Origin of the sequence: Photobacterium satsumensis (genome assembly GCF_050336935.1) — a bacterium.
Lineage (GTDB): Bacteria > Pseudomonadota > Gammaproteobacteria > Enterobacterales > Vibrionaceae > Photobacterium > Photobacterium satsumensis.
In genome coordinates this window covers 161,201-177,989 of record NZ_JAKJSK010000013.1, presented here as the reverse complement: position 1 = coordinate 177,989, position 16,789 = coordinate 161,201, and the positions used below count along the sequence as shown (strand labels likewise).

The window sequence follows — 16,789 nt, the reverse complement described above, 5'->3', positions numbered from 1 at the left end:
GATTATCCTTTCGCTTGTGCTTTTCCGACCTGAAGTACATCAGCCAAATTGAATTGTTTATCGAGACCGGCTAGGTTCAGTAATACCTGACCGTCTCCCTGCCCCATCACCACGCTGTTAACGTTGGCATGGGTGAATACGTCATAGTTCTGAGTTTCGCCACCGACTAGCCCCGATACCCGGATGGTGTACTGCCCTTCCGGCATCAATTTGCCCTGCTCGTTCTTGCCGTCCCACTCAATATCATGCTCGCCGGCCGCTTTGGCACCAAGATTAATGGTTTTGACTAGCTCACCTTCAGGGGTTTCGACACGCATCATGGCTTGGTCAAGCGAGTTGGTCAGGCGTACACGGCCACTTAGCCCGCCTTCTTCTGCTTTCATCCCGGTCGCACTCGGTACCAGCACATCCTGACCAACCAAGGTCGATGCCTGCAGCGCCTGATTAGAGGTCATGGCGGTATTCAACAGCCCGAACTGCTCATTCATCTGGCTGATACCGTCAACCGTGGCAAACGATGCCATCTGGGCAATCATCTTATCGTTGCCGACAGGCTCAAACGGATCCTGCTGCGATAGCTGCTTGGTAAGCAAAGACAGGAAGTCTTCTTGTTTCAATTGGTTCTGGCCGGTAACTTTCTGCTCTTCCTGAACTTTCTTTTCCTGCATCGACTTTAGCTGGTCGAGGTAAGAGAGGTTGTTGGAACCCGCACCATTAATACTGCTCATTGTCATCACTCCCTAGCCTACTTACCCATCTGCAGTGTTTTCATCAGCATCTGCTTGCTGGCATCAGCCACTTGCACATTGTTCTGATATGAACGCGATGCTGAGATCATGTTGGCCATTTCTTCCATCACATTGACATTCGGCTTATAGATATAGCCTTCGGCATTGGCCAGTGGGTGATCTGGATTGTACTCAGCACTCAACGGCTTCTCGCTCTCGACAATCCCTTTGACCTGAACCGGCACGCTGTCGCTGCGCTTGTAGCTGGCACTTTGCAGCTCAGCGGCAAACACCGGGTGTCTTGCCTTATAGGTTTCTTCTGCCGAGCTGCTGACGCTGTTGGCATTGGCAAGGTTACTGGAAGTGGTATTAAGGCGTACCGATTCAGCACTCATTGCCGAGCCCGATACATTGAAAATATTAAATAAACTCATTCATTAATTCCCCGTCAGTGCCTTGCTCAGGTTTTTGAATTTTGATCCAAGAAAATCCAGCGATGCCTGGTACTCAATGGAGTTCTGCATAAATAGGTTCTGCTCCAACTGGGAATCAACGGTATTGCCATCACCGGTGTCCGGCTGGGTGGGTACACGGTACTTTTGCTCACCCATGACCTGAGTGGAGGCAGATATATGCCGACCATCAGTACGACTGAGGCCAACTTTTGCCTCCGAGGTTGCCGCATTGAGAGCCCGCTGAAAGTCGATATCTTTCGCCTTGTACCCCGGCGTATTGGCATTGGCAAGGTTACTCGCCAGCGTTTCTGCGCGTTTGGCGCGTACGCCAACGGTATGCTGGTGAACGCCTAATGCTTTATCAAAAGAAATGGACATGTCTGCCTCCAAAGTTCGTTAACGAATAGAAAGCAAAGGGTGTGCCAAGAATGTAAAGTAAGGGAAATTAGGTGCTTGGGCGATGGGCGATGGGCGATGGGCGATGGGCGATGGGCGATGGGCGATGGGCGATGGGCATCCAAATTTTTAGCAAGAGCCTGACCATGTCAAGCTCTTGCTTCTTATCTTAGCTCTTCCACTAGCCTATGGCCGCTCTCGTCTCAAGCCATATCTCATTTAAGCTTATAAATGATACCCGGATTACAGCGGATCATCTCAAACTTATCGGTCAAGCCCGTTAGCGACTCCGACGCTCCCAACAGCAGATAACCGCCGGGGTTGAGGCTGGCAGCCATTTGGTTGAGTACTTTCGCTTTCATCTCTGGCGAGAAGTAAATCAATACATTACGGCAGAAAATCACATCAAACTTACCCAGCAGGGCATAGCTGTCTTTCAAGTTTTGCGGACGGAAGTTCACCATCCGCTTGACCTTATCGTTCACTTTCAGGCGGCCGTCACCATTGTCTTCGAAAAACATCCGCCGACGCTCCATTGATAACCCGCGGCTGAGAGCTAGATTATCGTAAGCCCCGGTGCGGCAAGTCTCCAGCATGGTCTGAGAGATATCGGTCGCGGTGATTTGCACGGGGCTGGCTAACATCCCCGGCCTGCGGTTCTGGGTTTCCAGCACCGTCATCGCAATGGAGTAAGGTTCCTGCCCCGATGAGCTAGCAGACGACCAAATTTTGATCGGCCGCTTATTCGCCGCCAGTTCAGGCAAGATACGTTCAGCCAGCACCGTGTAGGGATAGGTATCTCGAAACCACAATGTTTCATTGGTCGTCATGGCATCGACAGCGGCAACCCGCAACTCCCTGTTCCGGCCAGCGACGACTACCTGCAATAATTCAGATAGTGAAGATAATGAAAATTGACTGACTAAAGGGCTGAGCCGGCTTCTTACCAAATACTGTTTGCTGTCACCCAGGACAATGCCACACTGGGCTTCCAGGAAACGGCAAAATTCACGGTATTCCTGATCGTTTATCGTTATAGCTGTCATCTACTGCTCTAGTATGGTTATTCTGTGCTCGAGTATGCTTATGATTTTGGCATTGCCGCTTTTACCGCAGCACCGAGTTCGTCAGGATTAAATTTAGGAATAAAGGCGTTGGCCCCGACACGCTCAACCATAGCTTGGTTGAAGACCCCGCTCAATGAAGTATGGAGAATGACATGCAAATCCTTAAGTCGAGGATCATTACGGATCTCTGCGGTTAAGGTATAGCCATCCATTTCCGGCATCTCGATATCCGAAATCACCAAGGCCAGCTGCTTGTAGATATCCCCTTCCTGGGCCATTTCCCGCAGCTTGATAATGGCTTCTTTGCCATCTTTGACCAGCACACACTCGCAGCCTATCGCCTCGATAGCCCGCTGCACCTGCTTCCGCGCCACACTGGAGTCATCGGCGACCAGTATCCGCTTGATTTCAGGCATATCTTCAATCAATTCTTCCAGTACCGTTCCTGTAATACTGGTATTGACCGGGGATATCTCATCAAGGATCTTCTCGACATCGAGGATCTCGACCAACTCATTATCGATTTCCGTTACCGCCGTCAGGTAGTTAGCCTTACCCGCGCCCTTTGGCGGCGGAAGGATTGACTCCCAGTTCATGTTGATGATGCGTTCAACCGAGGAGACCAGGAAGCCCTGTATCGAGCGGTTAAATTCCGAGATAATCACAAAACAGTTATCGAGATCGTCAATAGGACGGCCACCGGTTGCCAGGCTCATGTCAATAACGGAAATAGTTTGCCCGCGGATATGGGCAATACCTTTCACCAACGGATGCAGGTTGGGCATCGTCGTCAGTTTCGGGCACTGAAGCACTTCCTTAACTTTAAATACGTTGATCCCGTAACGTTGACGTCGATTTAGCCTAAAAGTGAGCAACTCTAGCCTGTTTTGACCGACCAGTTGGGTACGTTGATTCACCGAATCTAATATCCCCGACATATTTAGACGTCTCCTTGTTGTTTGTTTTTATAATTTGATACGTGTTTACTAGAGAAACAAGTGGTTAAATCACATATCATAGCCAATTAAAGCTGCTTTTATGAAACACCTGCGGTGAGACACAGTATCCCATTGTGACTAGCGACATTAAAGAGATAATTACGTGCTTAGCAACTGGCTTAACATTCATATAATTTGTTTTATCGGCCTTCAGCTCTTTTTCTTTAGCGGTGTTCGCCCGGTTTTGGCCAGCCAGGAAGCCTCCACTATGGCACCCGAAGCTATCAGCCAAGCCGCACAAAACCATATTGCTCAACTCACCGAGCAAGCCAACGGTCGCTTTACCATCACGCCCCCTAACCTCGATAACCGTCTTCGCCTGCCTGAGTGTCCCGAACCTCTCGTAACCGATATTCCCAACTCCAACTCACTCAGTGGCACGGTGTCGGTATTGGTGCGCTGTGAGCCGTTAAATTGGCAAATCTACGTTCCAGTCCGGATCCAGCAAGTCCTCGACCGGGTCGTCGCCAAAACGCCGCTGCCAAGAGGTAGCGTCATTACCTCTGCCGATATCGATGTCGAAGAAGTTGAGCTAAGACGGCAACGTGGTGCCTCGTTCTCTGATCCTAAGCAGCTCATTGGTTCCAAAGTAAAGCGCCCTGTCAGACTGGGAGAAATCATTTTAGCCAGCGACGTCTGTTTGGTATGCAGAAATGATGCGGTGCTTATTAAAGCCGGAAATGATGGGTTATCAATTATTACTGAAGGAAAAGCACTTTCAGATGGTTCTCTGGGCGAACAGATCCGCGTACAGAACAACCGCTCGAAAAAAGTGATAACCGGCGTGGTGAGTGCTGTAGGTGAAGTCACCGTCAGGTATTAACTACCGAAAAGGTGCAGTATTAATTACCGAAATTTTACGTACAATCCCTAAAGGTTTTGCTATCGTTGTCGATAATACAGTAGCTATAGAGCCAAACTGCACGTTCAAGGAGTTTCTAATGCCTACTATCAACAACATACGTACTAACCAGCCAATGACCACTGGCAGCAATATTAGCCAGGCCGAAGCAGGCAAAGGCAAATCGACTGCTGAAGCCAAAGCCAATGCTACCGATTCGGACTCTGTCTCCCTGAGCAGCCAAGGCCAATCTGTGGGCCAGATCCACCAGCAGCTTGCGACTCAAGAAAGCTTTGACACTGAAAAAGTGAACGCGATCAAAGAAGCCATTGCCAATGGCTCCTACGTCATTGATGCCGATAAATTAGCGGCTAATATGATCAAGCTAGAAGACGATTTAAAAGGCCTTTAAGGAACGGATGAGAGAGTATGTCTACTTCTATAGAGCAACTTCTTGAACAGCAACAGAAGAACCTTACCTCTCTGACAGCCCTGCTTGATCAGGAGCAAAAAGCGATTGTCGAACGTCAGTCCGACCAGATCCTTGAGTGTGCCCAGAAAAAAATGGCGCTGATCGATAATATTAAACTGGTCGATCATCAGCTTTCTGTCCATCCAGACAAAGCGAGGCTTATGGAAGGTGGTGACTTGGCGGCGATTGTTAAGTCATTGAAGGCCGAGACCAATGACTGCCAGTCGACCAACGAGGTCAATGGCGAAGCGCTAATGCGTGCCCAGCTCAGCTTCCACAAGCTCAACAACTTGCTGCAACAAAGCCGCGGCAAACACCAAATGACCTACAACAGCGAAGGGGTCACCCAGAATACCCGCACCCTAGGCACCGATCTCAAAGCATAACCCCAATACGCTTAGAACATAATTTCTTGGCTTTGCGGAACGGCATAGATTTCTGCACTTCCCTGCAAGCGCTCCATCCTGTTGAGATCCAATTGCATTTCAGTCACATAGTTATCACCCAGCGGATAACTTCGGATCACCTCAGCGCCCCGGATACTACCATCGACCGAGCTATCATTGCTTTCAAAATTCAACTGCTGGTCATCCATTTCGGAGCGGGCAGAAATACGGATCCCGTACACCTGCTCAGTCAATTCGCGGTAGGCGTCGAGTTTTGATGCCCGCATTGCACGCATCCGTTTCTCTTCCATGTTCTTACCAGGCTGCTCGCTAATCGATGCATAGCCAACAGCCGTAATAATATCGGTGTTGCGTGTTTCAACCAAAGGCTGACACCCGACAAGGAAAGATAAAACCAACAGGTACCAATAACGCATTTCTACTCCTAAGGTTTAATAACGACGGTATTTCTGTCGTGAGACAGCGTTTCATCCCGGATGATCCAGCCATTATCCATTCGCATTCTATTAAGGCTATCAAGGTCCCGGCCAATTCGGTCAGCCGGCAAGAACCCCTGTGCCGAGGCTATCACCACCCGAGAGCGAATACCGATAATACGGGCATTCACCAGCACACCTGCCGATTGGCGCAGCATTGTCCCTGCCAGCACGTAATCGACCGGTTGCTCAGAAGATAATTGCTGCCAGTCGCGGCTAAGCGCAAAATCGCCATCAGGGGTCACTTTGATCCCACCCGTGACCTTATAGTCCACCACGGTATAACCACGCTGCTGCATCTGATAAATCAAACCTTCTGAGACCGTATTACCCAGCCAGTTGGTCTCATCCATGTCTTGGAGATCAACAAACGACGTCACGGCCAACGGTGTGCGGGCGGTCAAATATTGGTTGGACTCAATCAGTTTGGTCGCCATCCCCTCAATAAAGAAATCCATAGTATGCCGCGGCATCTCATCCAAACTGTGCCGGCTACCGGTATAAGGTTCTTTACCGTTGTAAATGGGAGAATAGGCGCAAGATGTTACCAACATTGCCATCAACACAATTGCCCACTTTTTCATAATTTACCGCTCCAATTGGAAAGAGACTTCAGACCCATAGCTTGTTATCGTAGGCTCAAACAAAAACTTTATTGTTAAAGTCAAAAATTTGGGAATGCTCTTTGCATTACCCTTTGAATACTATGAAAGCCGCCATTCAATCTCTTTACCGATAGTGGCACTCTCGCTTCTACTTGTAAGCATCCAACTTACAGTAGATAAGCAATTTTTATACCGAAAGTGGAAGACATGAGAAAAAAGATCCTCCTCACCCTAAGCTGCCTCTGGCTAGTCATGACCTTGCCAGCCAATGCCGCATGGTATGAAGTTACCGGCTCAGCCGTTGTCCTGCAAAGCGAGGCGCAAGCCCGACAGAGCGCGCTGGAAGATGCCGTATTACAGGTGATCCGCTATGCCGGTGCTGATCTTTCCTCCTTCAATCGCGTTAAGCCCTACCTCAAAAACAGCCGCGAGCATTACCAGTTCAGTGGCAGTGAATTGCGCCAAATTACGGTAACGAAAACAAGAAAGAAAAGCGGCAACCTTTACCTAATGGCACAGATCGAGGTATTCCCCTCGGCAAGAACTTGCCACAAGGTCCAATATAAAAAAGGCCTGCTGCTGGGGGAATTTGACATCCGCTCTCCGCAGCATGCTTCACTGGGTGGGATTTACCAACTCGGGGATAACTTTACCTCGATATTGAAGCGTCAGCTGGAAACCCGCTCACAAAGTTTTGTGGTCGCAGGTACTACCCGTGTTCAGATTAACCCTGGCTATCCGAGCCAAATGGTGATGCTAGCTGAAGATCATGATGCCCAATACATCATCAATGGCCAGATCACCGATCTAACATCAACCTTGGATCAAAAACTTTTGCGTAGCGATAAGATCAATCGGCAATTTGCTGCCGAACTGCAGCTGCTTGATGGTAAAACCGGGGAAATATTGATGCAAAACCAGTACCGTGAAGTCGCCAACTGGCCGTTTTCACGTACCAGCCAGGTCGATACCAACAGCGCACGCTTTTGGCAGTCTGCATATGGCCAGGCTATTCAGCGGGTCAGCCAAAACATGATGCTCGATCTAGAGAGCTCTTTAGCATGCCGTACCAACTTGCCGGAAGTTGTTCGTTATTATGGTAATACGGTTCATATCAACCAAGGCCGCAAGCACGGCGTCAAACAAGGCGATCGACTCGCCTTGTGGCACAGCGCTGGGTTTATTGATCAGAACGGGATCCCAAGAAACCGCATGGTCCAGACCGACATCACCCTTGTGGTTGACCGGGTTTACGAAAAGTCGGCAGAGCTAAGCGTCGAACAGGCTGAACTAGCCAACAGTATCCAACCTGGTGATTTGCTAACCAAACAGATTGAGGATTAGTAGTAATCACTTAATTTATTGGTATTTTTTTGTATAATGGTCAAATCAAGCAATGCTTGTTGCTCCCTTAGCTCAGCTGGATAGAGCGTCCCCCTCCTAAGGGGAAGGCCGCAGGTTCGACTCCTGCAGGGAGCGCCAGTTTCTATAGAGGTTAGCCGGTTAGTACCGACTAACCTTTTTTATTGCCATTATTTTTTGCTTTTGATGACATAGATATTGATTGCCCCGTCTAGCACCTTCTGCTTTAGCCTCAATAACTTAACTAAATTATACGTCAAGTAGAGCATCGGCCACTCAGAGAAAATAACAGGCTTAATGCCATAACTTTCCTTATGTGTGACTTCAAGGTCAAAATCATCCAAGGTTAATGAGAATAACCAATCCGGCACCATAGTAATATGACCACCATGGCCATAATAATCTTCATTGAAGTACGGATATGTCCCTTTACAAATTAGCTCTGCAATGGCTTGATTCGACGATATATTCGGTGTCGAAAGAAACAGCACCCCACCCGGTTTCAGCAACCTTTGGCAATTTTGAATAAACGCCCGGGTATTTTCTAAATGTTCAACAATTTCAATAGCGGTGATGACATCAAAGCGCTTTTCAAACAGCTTTGAAAATGAGGAGTTTAAGTCTACACAGCGGAAATTGATTTGTGACTTATCAAGCCGGAAGTTCTCTTCTACAATATCAACCGAAGTCACACTGGCTCCCATGTCTTTCATACGCAATGATAAAGCACCGGCACCAGCCGCTAAGTCTAAGGCATCTGATTGTTCAGCGGCGGTATAATCCGCAATAAGCTCTCCAACCCGACCATGTAAACCTTTATAAGCATGGATAGGTAAGCCTTTGTAGCTATCAGGCGTGGTGTTTTTTCCTTCTGCGGTATCCTTGTATAGCTGAATAAATTTTGTGTTCTTTTTATTGAGATCCTGCATAAGTGATTCTCTCAGTCATGAAAGCTCGCTCTAGTGGCGATTTATCAATGATATAGAGCCGTTCCATGACTTAGAAAATACCAACACTCAATGGGTATCAACTCATACAACCATAAATTGACCAACTCAAGAATAGGCTAAGAGCTTACAAGGATACGCATAACTTTCGAGAAAATGCGACTAACGGTCTTACTTACTTATGAAGCTAGGCCTTGAGCCGTTACATGACAAAATCAATACTGATGTATAGGTTCCCCAACTGCCCTAGCTCATGCTCTTTCCAATCATCAAGCGTATCGAAAACACGGTAGCCAAAATCAAAACTCGTGCCGGGGCTGTACTGATACCGCACACCTGTTTGCCCACCAAAGGTCCAGTCATTCTTGTCATGCAAGCCAAATTTATACCCTAGGCTACCACCACCGAAAACCTGCCAGTTTCCGCTATCGGTAAACGGGTACAAATAATCATAAGCAAAATGGACACTGGTGACTCCCGATGAAAAGCCATGGGAGTAATTCGCTGTAAAACGATGGGTTTCATCGAAGATTGCCCCTAGGCGAAATACCGGTTCAAATTCCAATGGCGATTCATATTTCGTCCCGTCCGTAACCCCTATTCCTATAAAGGACCTTGAATCATCTGTCGCTGCAAGTGATCCAGTCGCAAAGCATGAGAGGAGTAGGGCCGTTAGCCCACGTTGTTGGAAAGTTGTTTTGCTCATTATAAAAAACGCCGTTTTAAACTATAAGCAAAAACCTATACCAACCCGCTATTGATAGGAAGCATAAGGAGGGTTAATTCATATGAAAGATCAGTGAAGGGAGAGGTGTTGCCGCTAGGCGGATAAACTAAAAAAGCCTAAAACGAAAAAACCTCGCCAAAGCGAGGTTTTAAAATTTGGTGGAGCTATGCGGGATCGAACCGCAGACCTCTTCGCTGCCAGCGAAGCGCTCTCCCAGCTGAGCTATAGCCCCAAATTGTGGAACTGATAATAAAAACTTAGTTAAATCATGTCAATAGATGAGTTTTTTAGTTTGTCATTTCTATCATGATTTCGTGACTTTTGTCACACCAGACCTCAAAACAGCCATAACGACTCTATACGCCAAAAATAGAAACGGAAGGATCATGACCCTTCCGTTTATTTTGTCGCATAAGCCAAATAAGATTAGCTGTTTGCTTCACGCTCTGCGATGAATGCCAGCGCCATCTTGATACGGGCTGCAACGCGCTCTTTACCAATCAACTGCATGACGGCATCAACCGATGGTGACTGACCTTGGCCAGTAACAGATACACGTAATGGCATCCCCACTTTACCCATGCCAAGCTCAAGCTCTTCGCATGTTTCTTTGATCACATTGTGAAGGTTTTCAGTTGTCCACTCTTCAAGTGCTTCAACCTTGGCCAGAGCCAACTCAAGTGCTCCCTTAGCCACTGGGCGTAGGTGTTTCTTAGCTGCGCCGGCTTCAAACTCACTGAAGTCTTGGTAGAAGTAACGAGACTGCTCAGCAAGCTCGATAAGCGTATTACAACGCTCACCAACCAACTTGATCACGTCAGTGATTGCTGGACCGCCTGTGATAGCGATTTCTTTTTGATCCAAGTGCCACTGCAGGTACTCTGCTACGTACTCAGGTTCAGCCGTCTTGATATAGTGGTTGTTCAACCACAACAGCTTGTCAGTATTGAATGCAGAAGCAGACTTGCTGATTGAATCTAGGCTAAATAGCTTGATCATTTCTTCTCGCGAGAAGATTTCCTGATCACCGTGTGACCAGCCCAAGCGAACCAAGTAGTTCAGCAGGGCCTGAGGCAAGTAACCTTCGTCACGGTATTGCATCACGCTAACGGCTCCATGACGCTTAGACAGCTTGGCACCGTCATCACCCAGAATCATCGCACAATGCGCAAACTCAGGAACTGGCGCACCTAGCGCTTCGTAGATGTTGATCTGGCGAGGGGTGTTGTTGATGTGATCTTCACCACGTACTACTTGGGTAATACCCATATCCCAGTCATCAACAACTACACAGAAGTTGTAGGTCGGGCTGCCATCTGTACGGCGAATGATAAGATCATCAAGCTCGCTGTTAGCAATTTCAATACGACCACGTACATGATCATCAAATACCACCGTGCCCTCTTTCGGGTTACGGAAGCGAATAACAAACGGCGAGGCTTCTGTTGCTGCTGCGTTAGCCGCTACAATTTTTGGATGGTTTGCATCATAACGAGGTTTTACACCTGCAGCCATTTGCTCTTCACGAAGCTCGTCCAGCAGCTCTTTCGGGCAGTAACACTTGTATGCTTTGTCTTCTGCAAGAAGTTGGTCAATAAGCTGGTTATAACGATCAAAACGTTTGGTCTGGTAGTACGGACCCTCATCCCAATTCAGACCCAACCATTCCATACCTTCAAGAATGGCGTCGATCGCTTCCTGTGTAGAGCGCTCAAGGTCAGTATCTTCGATACGAAGAACAAATTCGCCACCCATGTGTTTAGCAAACAACCAAGAATATAGAGCCGTACGAGCACCACCAACGTGCAAAAAGCCTGTTGGACTCGGTGCAAAGCGAGTTTTAACCGTCATTGAACATTACCTAGTTTATGAAGGAGCAGCAGCACCGAAAGCGTACCGCCGCAAAAAAAGATGGCTGATATTCTATCATTGTTAAGCAAATCTACAATCTTATCTCTTGAACGCACCTCAATTGCCAAGTAAGGCTAGACAGCAATGCGTCACATATCTAGCCAAGCACCTTGAAGCTACCCGAAGATATGATCTACCGAGAACAAATCAAGACACCCAAAAACAGCATCACCAACAAGGATTCATCGCATAAAGACGTTTTTGCTATCACTAACAGAAAAAGTATTAACTTTTTACTTTTTTAGAGAAAATCAAAAACAAAGAATAATAATCACTTTTCAAAAAACTTTATTTAACAAGCGAAAGAGTATGAAATAGTTATTATTTTTCTTAGCTAAATTTCCCATCACAAATAATATCAGCATCAAAGGTAAGCGAAACACGAAAAATTAAAATGCTAAAAAACTCACATCTCAAAAATAAGATACGTGATTTTTAGGTGCCGTCACAAGCGACAAAGAAGACCAATAAAGCATTGAATAATATAAAAATATACAAACACAAAAAAGCAAACTTAATTCTTTGTATAAATTTAGGTTAATTTTCGAAATTTTTTTGACCTTTCCCTTATCCTATACATAAACTGAATTGAAGTGATAAGCAACGGAGTTAATTATCTGAATATTTGCAAAGGATGGCGTTATCTCATTATCGAATGAACAACTGAGGTTTATATGAAAAGTGTAATTGTTGTAGCAATGGCCACATTCTTATTTATATCAGGTAATGCAATGGCGAGTTCAAGCTCGAGTTCTGGTTCTGGCGGTGCAAAAGCATCTTCGGCTGCGGGTCCGTGGATCGACTGTGTCCTTCCCGATGGCAAAGTTGAATATATGCCGCTGATGATTTGCAAAATTCAGAAAAATGGTAAAGTTAAATAGCACTTTGATTCGGGGAGTGGTCGTTATTTCCCACTCCCATAGAATCTTTTCTGGCGTTACTGAGACTGTGCCCAGCGCAGGAAGGTTTGTTTCTGTTCAACTGTCAGACGAAGGTAATCGGCCTGCATAAGGATCAAGGCATTATCATTCGCCACTTGCGTAATCTGAGGCTGGGTTTGCTGCGGTTTAGTCGCAACAGTTTGCTGTGCGGCAGGCTCTGATGCGCTTGTTAGGATAAGCTGCGGCCTTGCATCTTTGGCAACAAATCCCTGTGTAAGGTTATAGTCGTCAAGCTCTTTGACATAATCGCGCATCATACCTGATGTACGAAGTAGTATACCTTGATGAAAAGTGTCCAAAGACTTACTACCTTCATCAATTTTCATCTCTGGATTTTTATCGAAGCCATTGATTTGATGGTCACGAACAATATGCCTGGTTGGGCCGACTGACAATTCAGTATCTTCGACGTCAAAAGTCAGTACAACGGGCTCTGAGATAAGTTTTTTATATTCACCGCTATATGACACAAGCTTCGACACTCGGACCACTAATTGATTGGCGCCGTTATCCAGTGTTATTGATTCAGGGCTCTTGGCAAGAAGTCCCATCGACTCCCCATTAGCCACTAGCAATTCCAAGTCTTTATCAAATGTTACCTCTACTGCCGCATTGGCGATTCCGGCAGATAATAAAGCAGTAGTGGCAATAAAGGTTTTCAGTGTGTTTTTCATATCTACCCCTAGAAGAAAAAAGCGAGCATCTGATCCCGATGCCCGCAGTTGTGTTTATACCATTCTAAGCAATCTTAGAAGTAGTATTCAGCACCCAACAGTACGCGAGTACCATCATGCTCATCGCTATTTCCAAGCATGTCGTAGTTACGAACATCCAAGAATAGGTAAGTACTTGGTAGTAGGTAGCCTAGGCGGCCTGTGATTGCTTGAGAAGCTGTATCTTTGGTGAATACACCATTATCATCGCGGTCTACAGCCTTGTCTGCATCATTTGTTGCAGCATAACCAAGCTTGTACACCCACTTATCGTTCATGATGTACTGCGCTGTTGCAGAGTAAGCATCTTGCTTGTTGTCAGTCAAATCATTCCACATTGGCTTATATGCGGCAGTGAACTGGAAATCACCTACCCACAACGTACCACCAAGGATTGCATAAGACACATCACCGGCTTTTTCGCCATCACTGTTCGTGTATGATGCTTGGTTGTAGTAACCAGCATGGATATTGAACATATCTGTGGTGTAGCCTGCTGCGATACTTGATACTAGTGCATCGTTAGTCTCTGTCATACCACTTAGCGTTGCTTGCATCTTGAAGCCGCCCCAGTTAGCAGAGTCGTAGCGAACTACGTCGTTAGCACGGTCTTGGAAACCAGCACCGATGGCATTGTGCCAATCGAACACGTTACCAAGGCCTGGGTTTGAGTGAGGCCAGTCAACGTAATCGTAAGCAGCAACTAGCTGACGACCGATTTTAACTTGACCAAAGTTATCAAACTCAAGACCAAGGAATGTATCACGGCCACCGAAAGAACCTTCGCCATCGCTGTTACCTTCACGGTTCCATGCGTTGCCTGTCTCAATCTGGTAGATGAAAGCAGGGCCAAAGTTGTCGTATGCAACTTTACCGCGCAAGCCTAGGCGAGATTCAATTTCAACAACAGTGTTGTCTTCCGCACCTTTTGCATCAGCCTGCCATAACTGCAAGCTACCAGCAGCCTGACCGTAAAGCACTACGCTCTCACCAGCAAGTTCGATTGCTGCATTTGCGTTACCTGCTACTGCGGTCATTGCAATGGCCGCACCCAATAGAGAACGTTTGAACATCTTATCCATGGAATAAACTCCTAAAAATACTAGCTGTGTTTACTTGTGCCCAAAAGGTTGGCCGCCGTGGGCAACAAGTAACTCTCCCGATATGTTAGCCGGGTAGATATCCCGACCAATTCATATTTTTTCGTTTTAAGCTGAACTGCTGTCTAACTTCACCCCTAAGACTACTTTCACAGCAAAAAACATCAAATAGAACTTAATTTATTGTTTGAAAAATATGACTCAGTGCAAACTTTAGGGCGATTAGTGATCCGGATCAACCCCGTCCAACCTAAAACTAAAAACAACTAAAAAAACCTTTTGTTTTATACACTTAATGTCATTTTTACCTGTAATTTATTGAGCAGGGATAATTTTGACACATTCCTTTGTAATTGATTACATCTCTTTTATCCGTCCAAAAACAGGTAAAAGGCCCCGCTGGTTTCGAGTCAAAAAATAACTACAAAAAAATACCATACTCATAAAAAAACAGCTCTAAGGACATAGCCTTAGAGCTGCTTAACGTTAATTCCGTCAATAAATTATATTTTAACGTTTTTAACGGGCCATAAAATCTACAAGCTGTTGCTCATCCCAAACTTCGATGCCAAGTTCTTGAGCTTTGGTCAGTTTTGACCCTGCGGCTTCACCAGCAACCAGCAAGTCCGTCTTCTTAGAAACACTTCCCGTCACTTTGGCACCCAGGTTTTGCAGTGCTGACTTGGCATCTGCTCGCGTTAGCTGCGACAAACTGCCCGTCAAAACAACAATTTTCCCTTCTAAGGGCAATTCAGCATCATCATCACGCTTTTCAATCGCCGGCCAGTGAATACCCACCTCGATAAGATCCTCAATCACTGTCAGGTTGTGTGTTTCGCGGAAGAAGTTATGGACATGGGCAGCAACTATCTCACCGACATCTGAGACTTCAACCAGTTGTTCTTTGCTCGCGGCTTCAATCGCTGGCAAGGTCTCGAAGTGAGCAGCCAAGTTAGCCGCTGTCGCTTCACCGACTTCGCGGATACCCAGTGAATATAAGAAACGCGGCAGTGTGGTGAGCTTAGAGGAAGACAAAGAATCAACCAATTTCTGGGCTGACTTCGGTCCCATTCTTTCCAATACAGTCACCACGCCAGCCGATAGCTTGAATAGATCAGCGGGTGTGGCCACCATCTCACGATCAACGAGCTGTTCAATGATTTTTTCACCACAGCCATCCACATCCAATGCTTTACGAGAAACAAAGTGCTTCAAGGCTTCTTTGCGTTGTGCTTGGCAAAACAGACCGCCAGAGCAACGAGAAACCGCTTCACCTTCAACTCGTTCAACTTTTGAGTCACACACTGGGCATGACTCAGGAAAAACAATGGGTTTAGCATCGGCTGGGCGGCGGGATTCAATGACGGAGGCTATTTGTGGGATCACATCACCGGCGCGGCGGATCACCACCGTATCACCAACCATTACGCCAAGACGGGCAATTTCGTCGGCATTGTGCAGCGTTGCATTACTTACCGTCACACCACCAACAAAGACAGGTTCAAGTTTTGCTACCGGGGTAATCGCACCGGTTCGACCCACTTGAAACTCAACGTTGTTCAATATGGTGAGCTCTTCCTGAGCCGGGAATTTATAGGCAATTGCCCAGCGAGGGGCACGAGCGACGAAACCCAGCTGCAGCTGAAGGGCAATATCATCAATCTTGATCACCACACCATCTATTTCATACGGCAGGGCTTCACGCTTATCACCGATCATCTGATGGTAAGTGATCACGTCATCCATACTGGCCAGCTGGCGGATCTCCGGACACATAGGTAGCCCCCAGCCTTTAAGCTGGACCAAGCGCTCATACTGGCTAGGTGCCAGATCCAAACCTTCCACCACACCGACGGAGTAAGCATAAAAACTCAAAGGGCGAGTCGCGGTGATCTTTGAGTCAAGCTGACGCAAACTACCTGCTGCTGCATTACGCGGGTTGGCAAAAGCCTTTTCGCCTTTCTTCAACGCTTTTTCATTCAGCGCTTCAAAGCCTTTTTTCGGCATGAAGACTTCGCCACGTACTTCAAGTCGTGCAGGCCAGCCTTCACCGCGAAGTTTCAGCGGTATCGAACGGATAGTACGTACATTCTCAGTAATATTTTCCCCAGTCGTACCGTCACCTCGGGTAGCAGCCTGGATCAATACGCCATTTTCATACATCAAACTCACCGCCAAGCCATCCAGTTTCGGCTCACAGCAGTAAGTCAGCGAGGATTCCGACAACAGGCGATCCAACATTCGCTTTTCAAACGCGTGAAGGTCGTCATCATTGAACGCATTGTCCAACGACAGCATCGGAATTTCATGGGTGATCTGGGTAAAACCGTCAAGCGGCTTGCCACCAACTCGCTGACTTGGGGAATCCACGGTCACTAGCTCCGGGGATTCAGCCTCAATCGCCAGCAACTGCTGCATCATACGGTCGTATTCAACATCAGGAATTTCCGGGTTGTCTTCTACGTAATAGCGGTGACCGTGATAGGCGAGAAGTTCACGCAACTCATCGAGCTGCTGCTGAATGTCGTGGCTCATATATGTACCTGTTCTAATACCAAGTCGCTTTGCCCTCTATGGGTTAGCTCGGAAAAGGATATAAAAAAACAAGGCCCCTTATACCAAGACGTATAAAGGGGCCAATTT

The 16,789-nt window shown here is 46.9% G+C and carries 18 protein-coding genes and 2 tRNA genes; 6 read left to right on the top strand and 14 right to left on the bottom strand.

Features of this window, described 5'->3' with window-relative positions:
• Positions 1-2 precede the first annotated feature (2 nt).
• The 5 genes from L4D79_RS23970 to L4D79_RS23950 all read right to left on the bottom strand — a co-directional run bounded on the left by L4D79_RS23970 (position 3) and on the right by L4D79_RS23950 (position 3,584).
• Complete coding sequence (locus L4D79_RS23970; RefSeq protein ID WP_428655166.1) at positions 3-728, bottom strand: flagellar hook assembly protein FlgD; 726 nt, start codon at positions 726-728, stop codon at positions 3-5.
• A 17-nt stretch (positions 729-745) separates the two neighbouring features.
• Positions 746-1,162, bottom strand: coding sequence for a flagellar basal body rod protein FlgC (gene flgC / locus L4D79_RS23965; protein ID WP_107351475.1), 417 nt, complete (start codon positions 1,160-1,162; stop codon positions 746-748).
• A gap of 3 nt (positions 1,163-1,165) precedes the next feature.
• Complete coding sequence (gene flgB / locus L4D79_RS23960; RefSeq protein WP_255042136.1) at positions 1,166-1,561, bottom strand: flagellar basal body rod protein FlgB; 396 nt, start codon at positions 1,559-1,561, stop codon at positions 1,166-1,168.
• A 233-nt stretch (positions 1,562-1,794) separates the two neighbouring features.
• Positions 1,795-2,625, bottom strand: a complete 831-nt coding sequence (locus L4D79_RS23955; protein ID WP_428655163.1) for a CheR family methyltransferase — start codon at positions 2,623-2,625, stop codon at positions 1,795-1,797.
• 38 nt (positions 2,626-2,663) lie between these two features.
• Entirely contained in the window at positions 2,664-3,584 is a 921-nt protein-coding gene (locus L4D79_RS23950; RefSeq protein ID WP_428655161.1) for a chemotaxis protein CheV, read from the bottom strand.
• Positions 3,585-3,852: 268 nt separating this feature from the next.
• Between L4D79_RS23950 and flgA the strand changes: the two genes are divergently transcribed.
• The 3 genes from flgA (at position 3,853) to L4D79_RS23935 (ending at position 5,343) form a co-directional block, all read left to right on the top strand.
• The gene (gene flgA, locus L4D79_RS23945) at positions 3,853-4,467 is read left to right on the top strand and encodes a flagellar basal body P-ring formation chaperone FlgA (protein ID WP_428655159.1); all 615 of its coding nucleotides are present in this window, start codon (positions 3,853-3,855) and stop codon (positions 4,465-4,467) included.
• A 118-nt stretch (positions 4,468-4,585) separates the two neighbouring features.
• Positions 4,586-4,897: a flagellar biosynthesis anti-sigma factor FlgM gene (gene flgM, locus L4D79_RS23940; protein WP_428655157.1), complete on the top strand. Its 312-nt coding sequence runs from the start codon at positions 4,586-4,588 to the stop codon at positions 4,895-4,897.
• Positions 4,898-4,914: 17 nt separating this feature from the next.
• Positions 4,915-5,343, top strand: coding sequence for a flagella synthesis protein FlgN (locus L4D79_RS23935; protein ID WP_428655155.1), 429 nt, complete (start codon positions 4,915-4,917; stop codon positions 5,341-5,343).
• An 11-nt stretch (positions 5,344-5,354) separates the two neighbouring features.
• Here the strand turns inward: L4D79_RS23935 and L4D79_RS23930 are convergent, their stop codons facing one another.
• Complete coding sequence (locus tag L4D79_RS23930) at positions 5,355-5,780, bottom strand: LPP20 family lipoprotein (protein ID WP_428655152.1); 426 nt, start codon at positions 5,778-5,780, stop codon at positions 5,355-5,357.
• 8 nt (positions 5,781-5,788) lie between these two features.
• Entirely contained in the window at positions 5,789-6,424 is a 636-nt protein-coding gene (locus tag L4D79_RS23925) for a FlgO family outer membrane protein (protein WP_428655150.1), read from the bottom strand.
• A gap of 228 nt (positions 6,425-6,652) precedes the next feature.
• On the opposite strand from L4D79_RS23925, the gene L4D79_RS23920 reads away from it, so the two are divergent.
• A complete protein-coding gene (locus L4D79_RS23920; protein ID WP_428655148.1) occupies positions 6,653-7,789 on the top strand; it encodes a flagellar assembly protein FlgT in 1,137 nt (378 codons plus the stop codon).
• A 61-nt stretch (positions 7,790-7,850) separates the two neighbouring features.
• Positions 7,851-7,927: transfer RNA gene (locus L4D79_RS23915), tRNA-Arg, on the top strand.
• A gap of 50 nt (positions 7,928-7,977) precedes the next feature.
• Here the strand turns inward: L4D79_RS23915 and L4D79_RS23910 are convergent.
• The 4 genes from L4D79_RS23910 to gltX all read right to left on the bottom strand — a co-directional run bounded on the left by L4D79_RS23910 (position 7,978) and on the right by gltX (position 11,332).
• Positions 7,978-8,736, bottom strand: coding sequence for a class I SAM-dependent methyltransferase (locus L4D79_RS23910; protein ID WP_428655146.1), 759 nt, complete (start codon positions 8,734-8,736; stop codon positions 7,978-7,980).
• Positions 8,737-8,956: 220 nt separating this feature from the next.
• Positions 8,957-9,460: a hypothetical protein gene (locus L4D79_RS23905; protein ID WP_428655144.1), complete on the bottom strand. Its 504-nt coding sequence runs from the start codon at positions 9,458-9,460 to the stop codon at positions 8,957-8,959.
• 177 nt (positions 9,461-9,637) lie between these two features.
• Positions 9,638-9,713: transfer RNA gene (locus L4D79_RS23900), tRNA-Ala, on the bottom strand.
• A 194-nt stretch (positions 9,714-9,907) separates the two neighbouring features.
• Positions 9,908-11,332 carry a glutamate--tRNA ligase gene (gltX, locus tag L4D79_RS23895; RefSeq protein ID WP_428655142.1) on the bottom strand — a complete coding sequence of 475 codons (1,425 nt, stop codon included), beginning with the start codon at positions 11,330-11,332 and terminating at the stop codon, positions 9,908-9,910.
• A 734-nt stretch (positions 11,333-12,066) separates the two neighbouring features.
• Here gltX and L4D79_RS23890 point away from each other — a divergent pair.
• Positions 12,067-12,273 (top strand): hypothetical protein, encoded by a 207-nt coding sequence (locus L4D79_RS23890; protein WP_428655140.1) that lies wholly within the window; start codon positions 12,067-12,069, stop codon positions 12,271-12,273.
• A 56-nt stretch (positions 12,274-12,329) separates the two neighbouring features.
• On the opposite strand, the gene L4D79_RS23885 is transcribed toward L4D79_RS23890, so the two are convergent.
• From L4D79_RS23885 to ligA, 3 genes are all read right to left on the bottom strand, one after another.
• A complete protein-coding gene (locus L4D79_RS23885; protein ID WP_428655137.1) occupies positions 12,330-13,007 on the bottom strand; it encodes a DUF2057 family protein in 678 nt (225 codons plus the stop codon).
• Positions 13,008-13,081: 74 nt separating this feature from the next.
• Positions 13,082-14,128 carry a porin gene (locus L4D79_RS23880; protein WP_428655135.1) on the bottom strand — a complete coding sequence of 349 codons (1,047 nt, stop codon included), beginning with the start codon at positions 14,126-14,128 and terminating at the stop codon, positions 13,082-13,084.
• 537 nt (positions 14,129-14,665) lie between these two features.
• On the bottom strand, positions 14,666-16,681 hold the full coding sequence (gene ligA, locus L4D79_RS23875) for an NAD-dependent DNA ligase LigA (protein ID WP_428655133.1): 2,016 nt from the start codon (positions 16,679-16,681) through the stop codon (positions 14,666-14,668).
• Between the last annotated feature and the right edge of the window lie 108 nt (positions 16,682-16,789).

Excerpts from the sequence above, each read along its gene's own strand:
- L4D79_RS23970 (WP_428655166.1), bottom strand. The coding sequence starts at position 728 with ATGAGCAGTATTAATGGTGCGGGTTCCAACAACCTCTCTTACCTCGAC.
- flgC (WP_107351475.1), bottom strand. The coding sequence starts at position 1,162 with ATGAGTTTATTTAATATTTTCAATGTATCGGGCTCGGCAATGAGTGCT.
- flgB (WP_255042136.1), bottom strand. The coding sequence starts at position 1,561 with ATGTCCATTTCTTTTGATAAAGCATTAGGCGTTCACCAGCATACCGTT.
- L4D79_RS23955 (WP_428655163.1), bottom strand. The coding sequence starts at position 2,625 with ATGACAGCTATAACGATAAACGATCAGGAATACCGTGAATTTTGCCGT.
- L4D79_RS23950 (WP_428655161.1), bottom strand. The coding sequence starts at position 3,584 with ATGTCGGGGATATTAGATTCGGTGAATCAACGTACCCAACTGGTCGGT.
- flgA (WP_428655159.1), top strand. The coding sequence starts at position 3,853 with ATGGCACCCGAAGCTATCAGCCAAGCCGCACAAAACCATATTGCTCAA.
- flgM (WP_428655157.1), top strand. The coding sequence starts at position 4,586 with ATGCCTACTATCAACAACATACGTACTAACCAGCCAATGACCACTGGC.
- L4D79_RS23935 (WP_428655155.1), top strand. The coding sequence starts at position 4,915 with ATGTCTACTTCTATAGAGCAACTTCTTGAACAGCAACAGAAGAACCTT.
- L4D79_RS23930 (WP_428655152.1), bottom strand. The coding sequence starts at position 5,780 with ATGCGTTATTGGTACCTGTTGGTTTTATCTTTCCTTGTCGGGTGTCAG.
- L4D79_RS23925 (WP_428655150.1), bottom strand. The coding sequence starts at position 6,424 with ATGAAAAAGTGGGCAATTGTGTTGATGGCAATGTTGGTAACATCTTGC.
- L4D79_RS23920 (WP_428655148.1), top strand. The coding sequence starts at position 6,653 with ATGAGAAAAAAGATCCTCCTCACCCTAAGCTGCCTCTGGCTAGTCATG.
- L4D79_RS23910 (WP_428655146.1), bottom strand. The coding sequence starts at position 8,736 with ATGCAGGATCTCAATAAAAAGAACACAAAATTTATTCAGCTATACAAG.
- L4D79_RS23905 (WP_428655144.1), bottom strand. The coding sequence starts at position 9,460 with ATGAGCAAAACAACTTTCCAACAACGTGGGCTAACGGCCCTACTCCTC.
- gltX (WP_428655142.1), bottom strand. The coding sequence starts at position 11,332 with ATGACGGTTAAAACTCGCTTTGCACCGAGTCCAACAGGCTTTTTGCAC.
- L4D79_RS23890 (WP_428655140.1), top strand. The coding sequence starts at position 12,067 with ATGAAAAGTGTAATTGTTGTAGCAATGGCCACATTCTTATTTATATCA.
- L4D79_RS23885 (WP_428655137.1), bottom strand. The coding sequence starts at position 13,007 with ATGAAAAACACACTGAAAACCTTTATTGCCACTACTGCTTTATTATCT.
- L4D79_RS23880 (WP_428655135.1), bottom strand. The coding sequence starts at position 14,128 with ATGGATAAGATGTTCAAACGTTCTCTATTGGGTGCGGCCATTGCAATG.
- ligA (WP_428655133.1), bottom strand. The coding sequence starts at position 16,681 with ATGAGCCACGACATTCAGCAGCAGCTCGATGAGTTGCGTGAACTTCTC.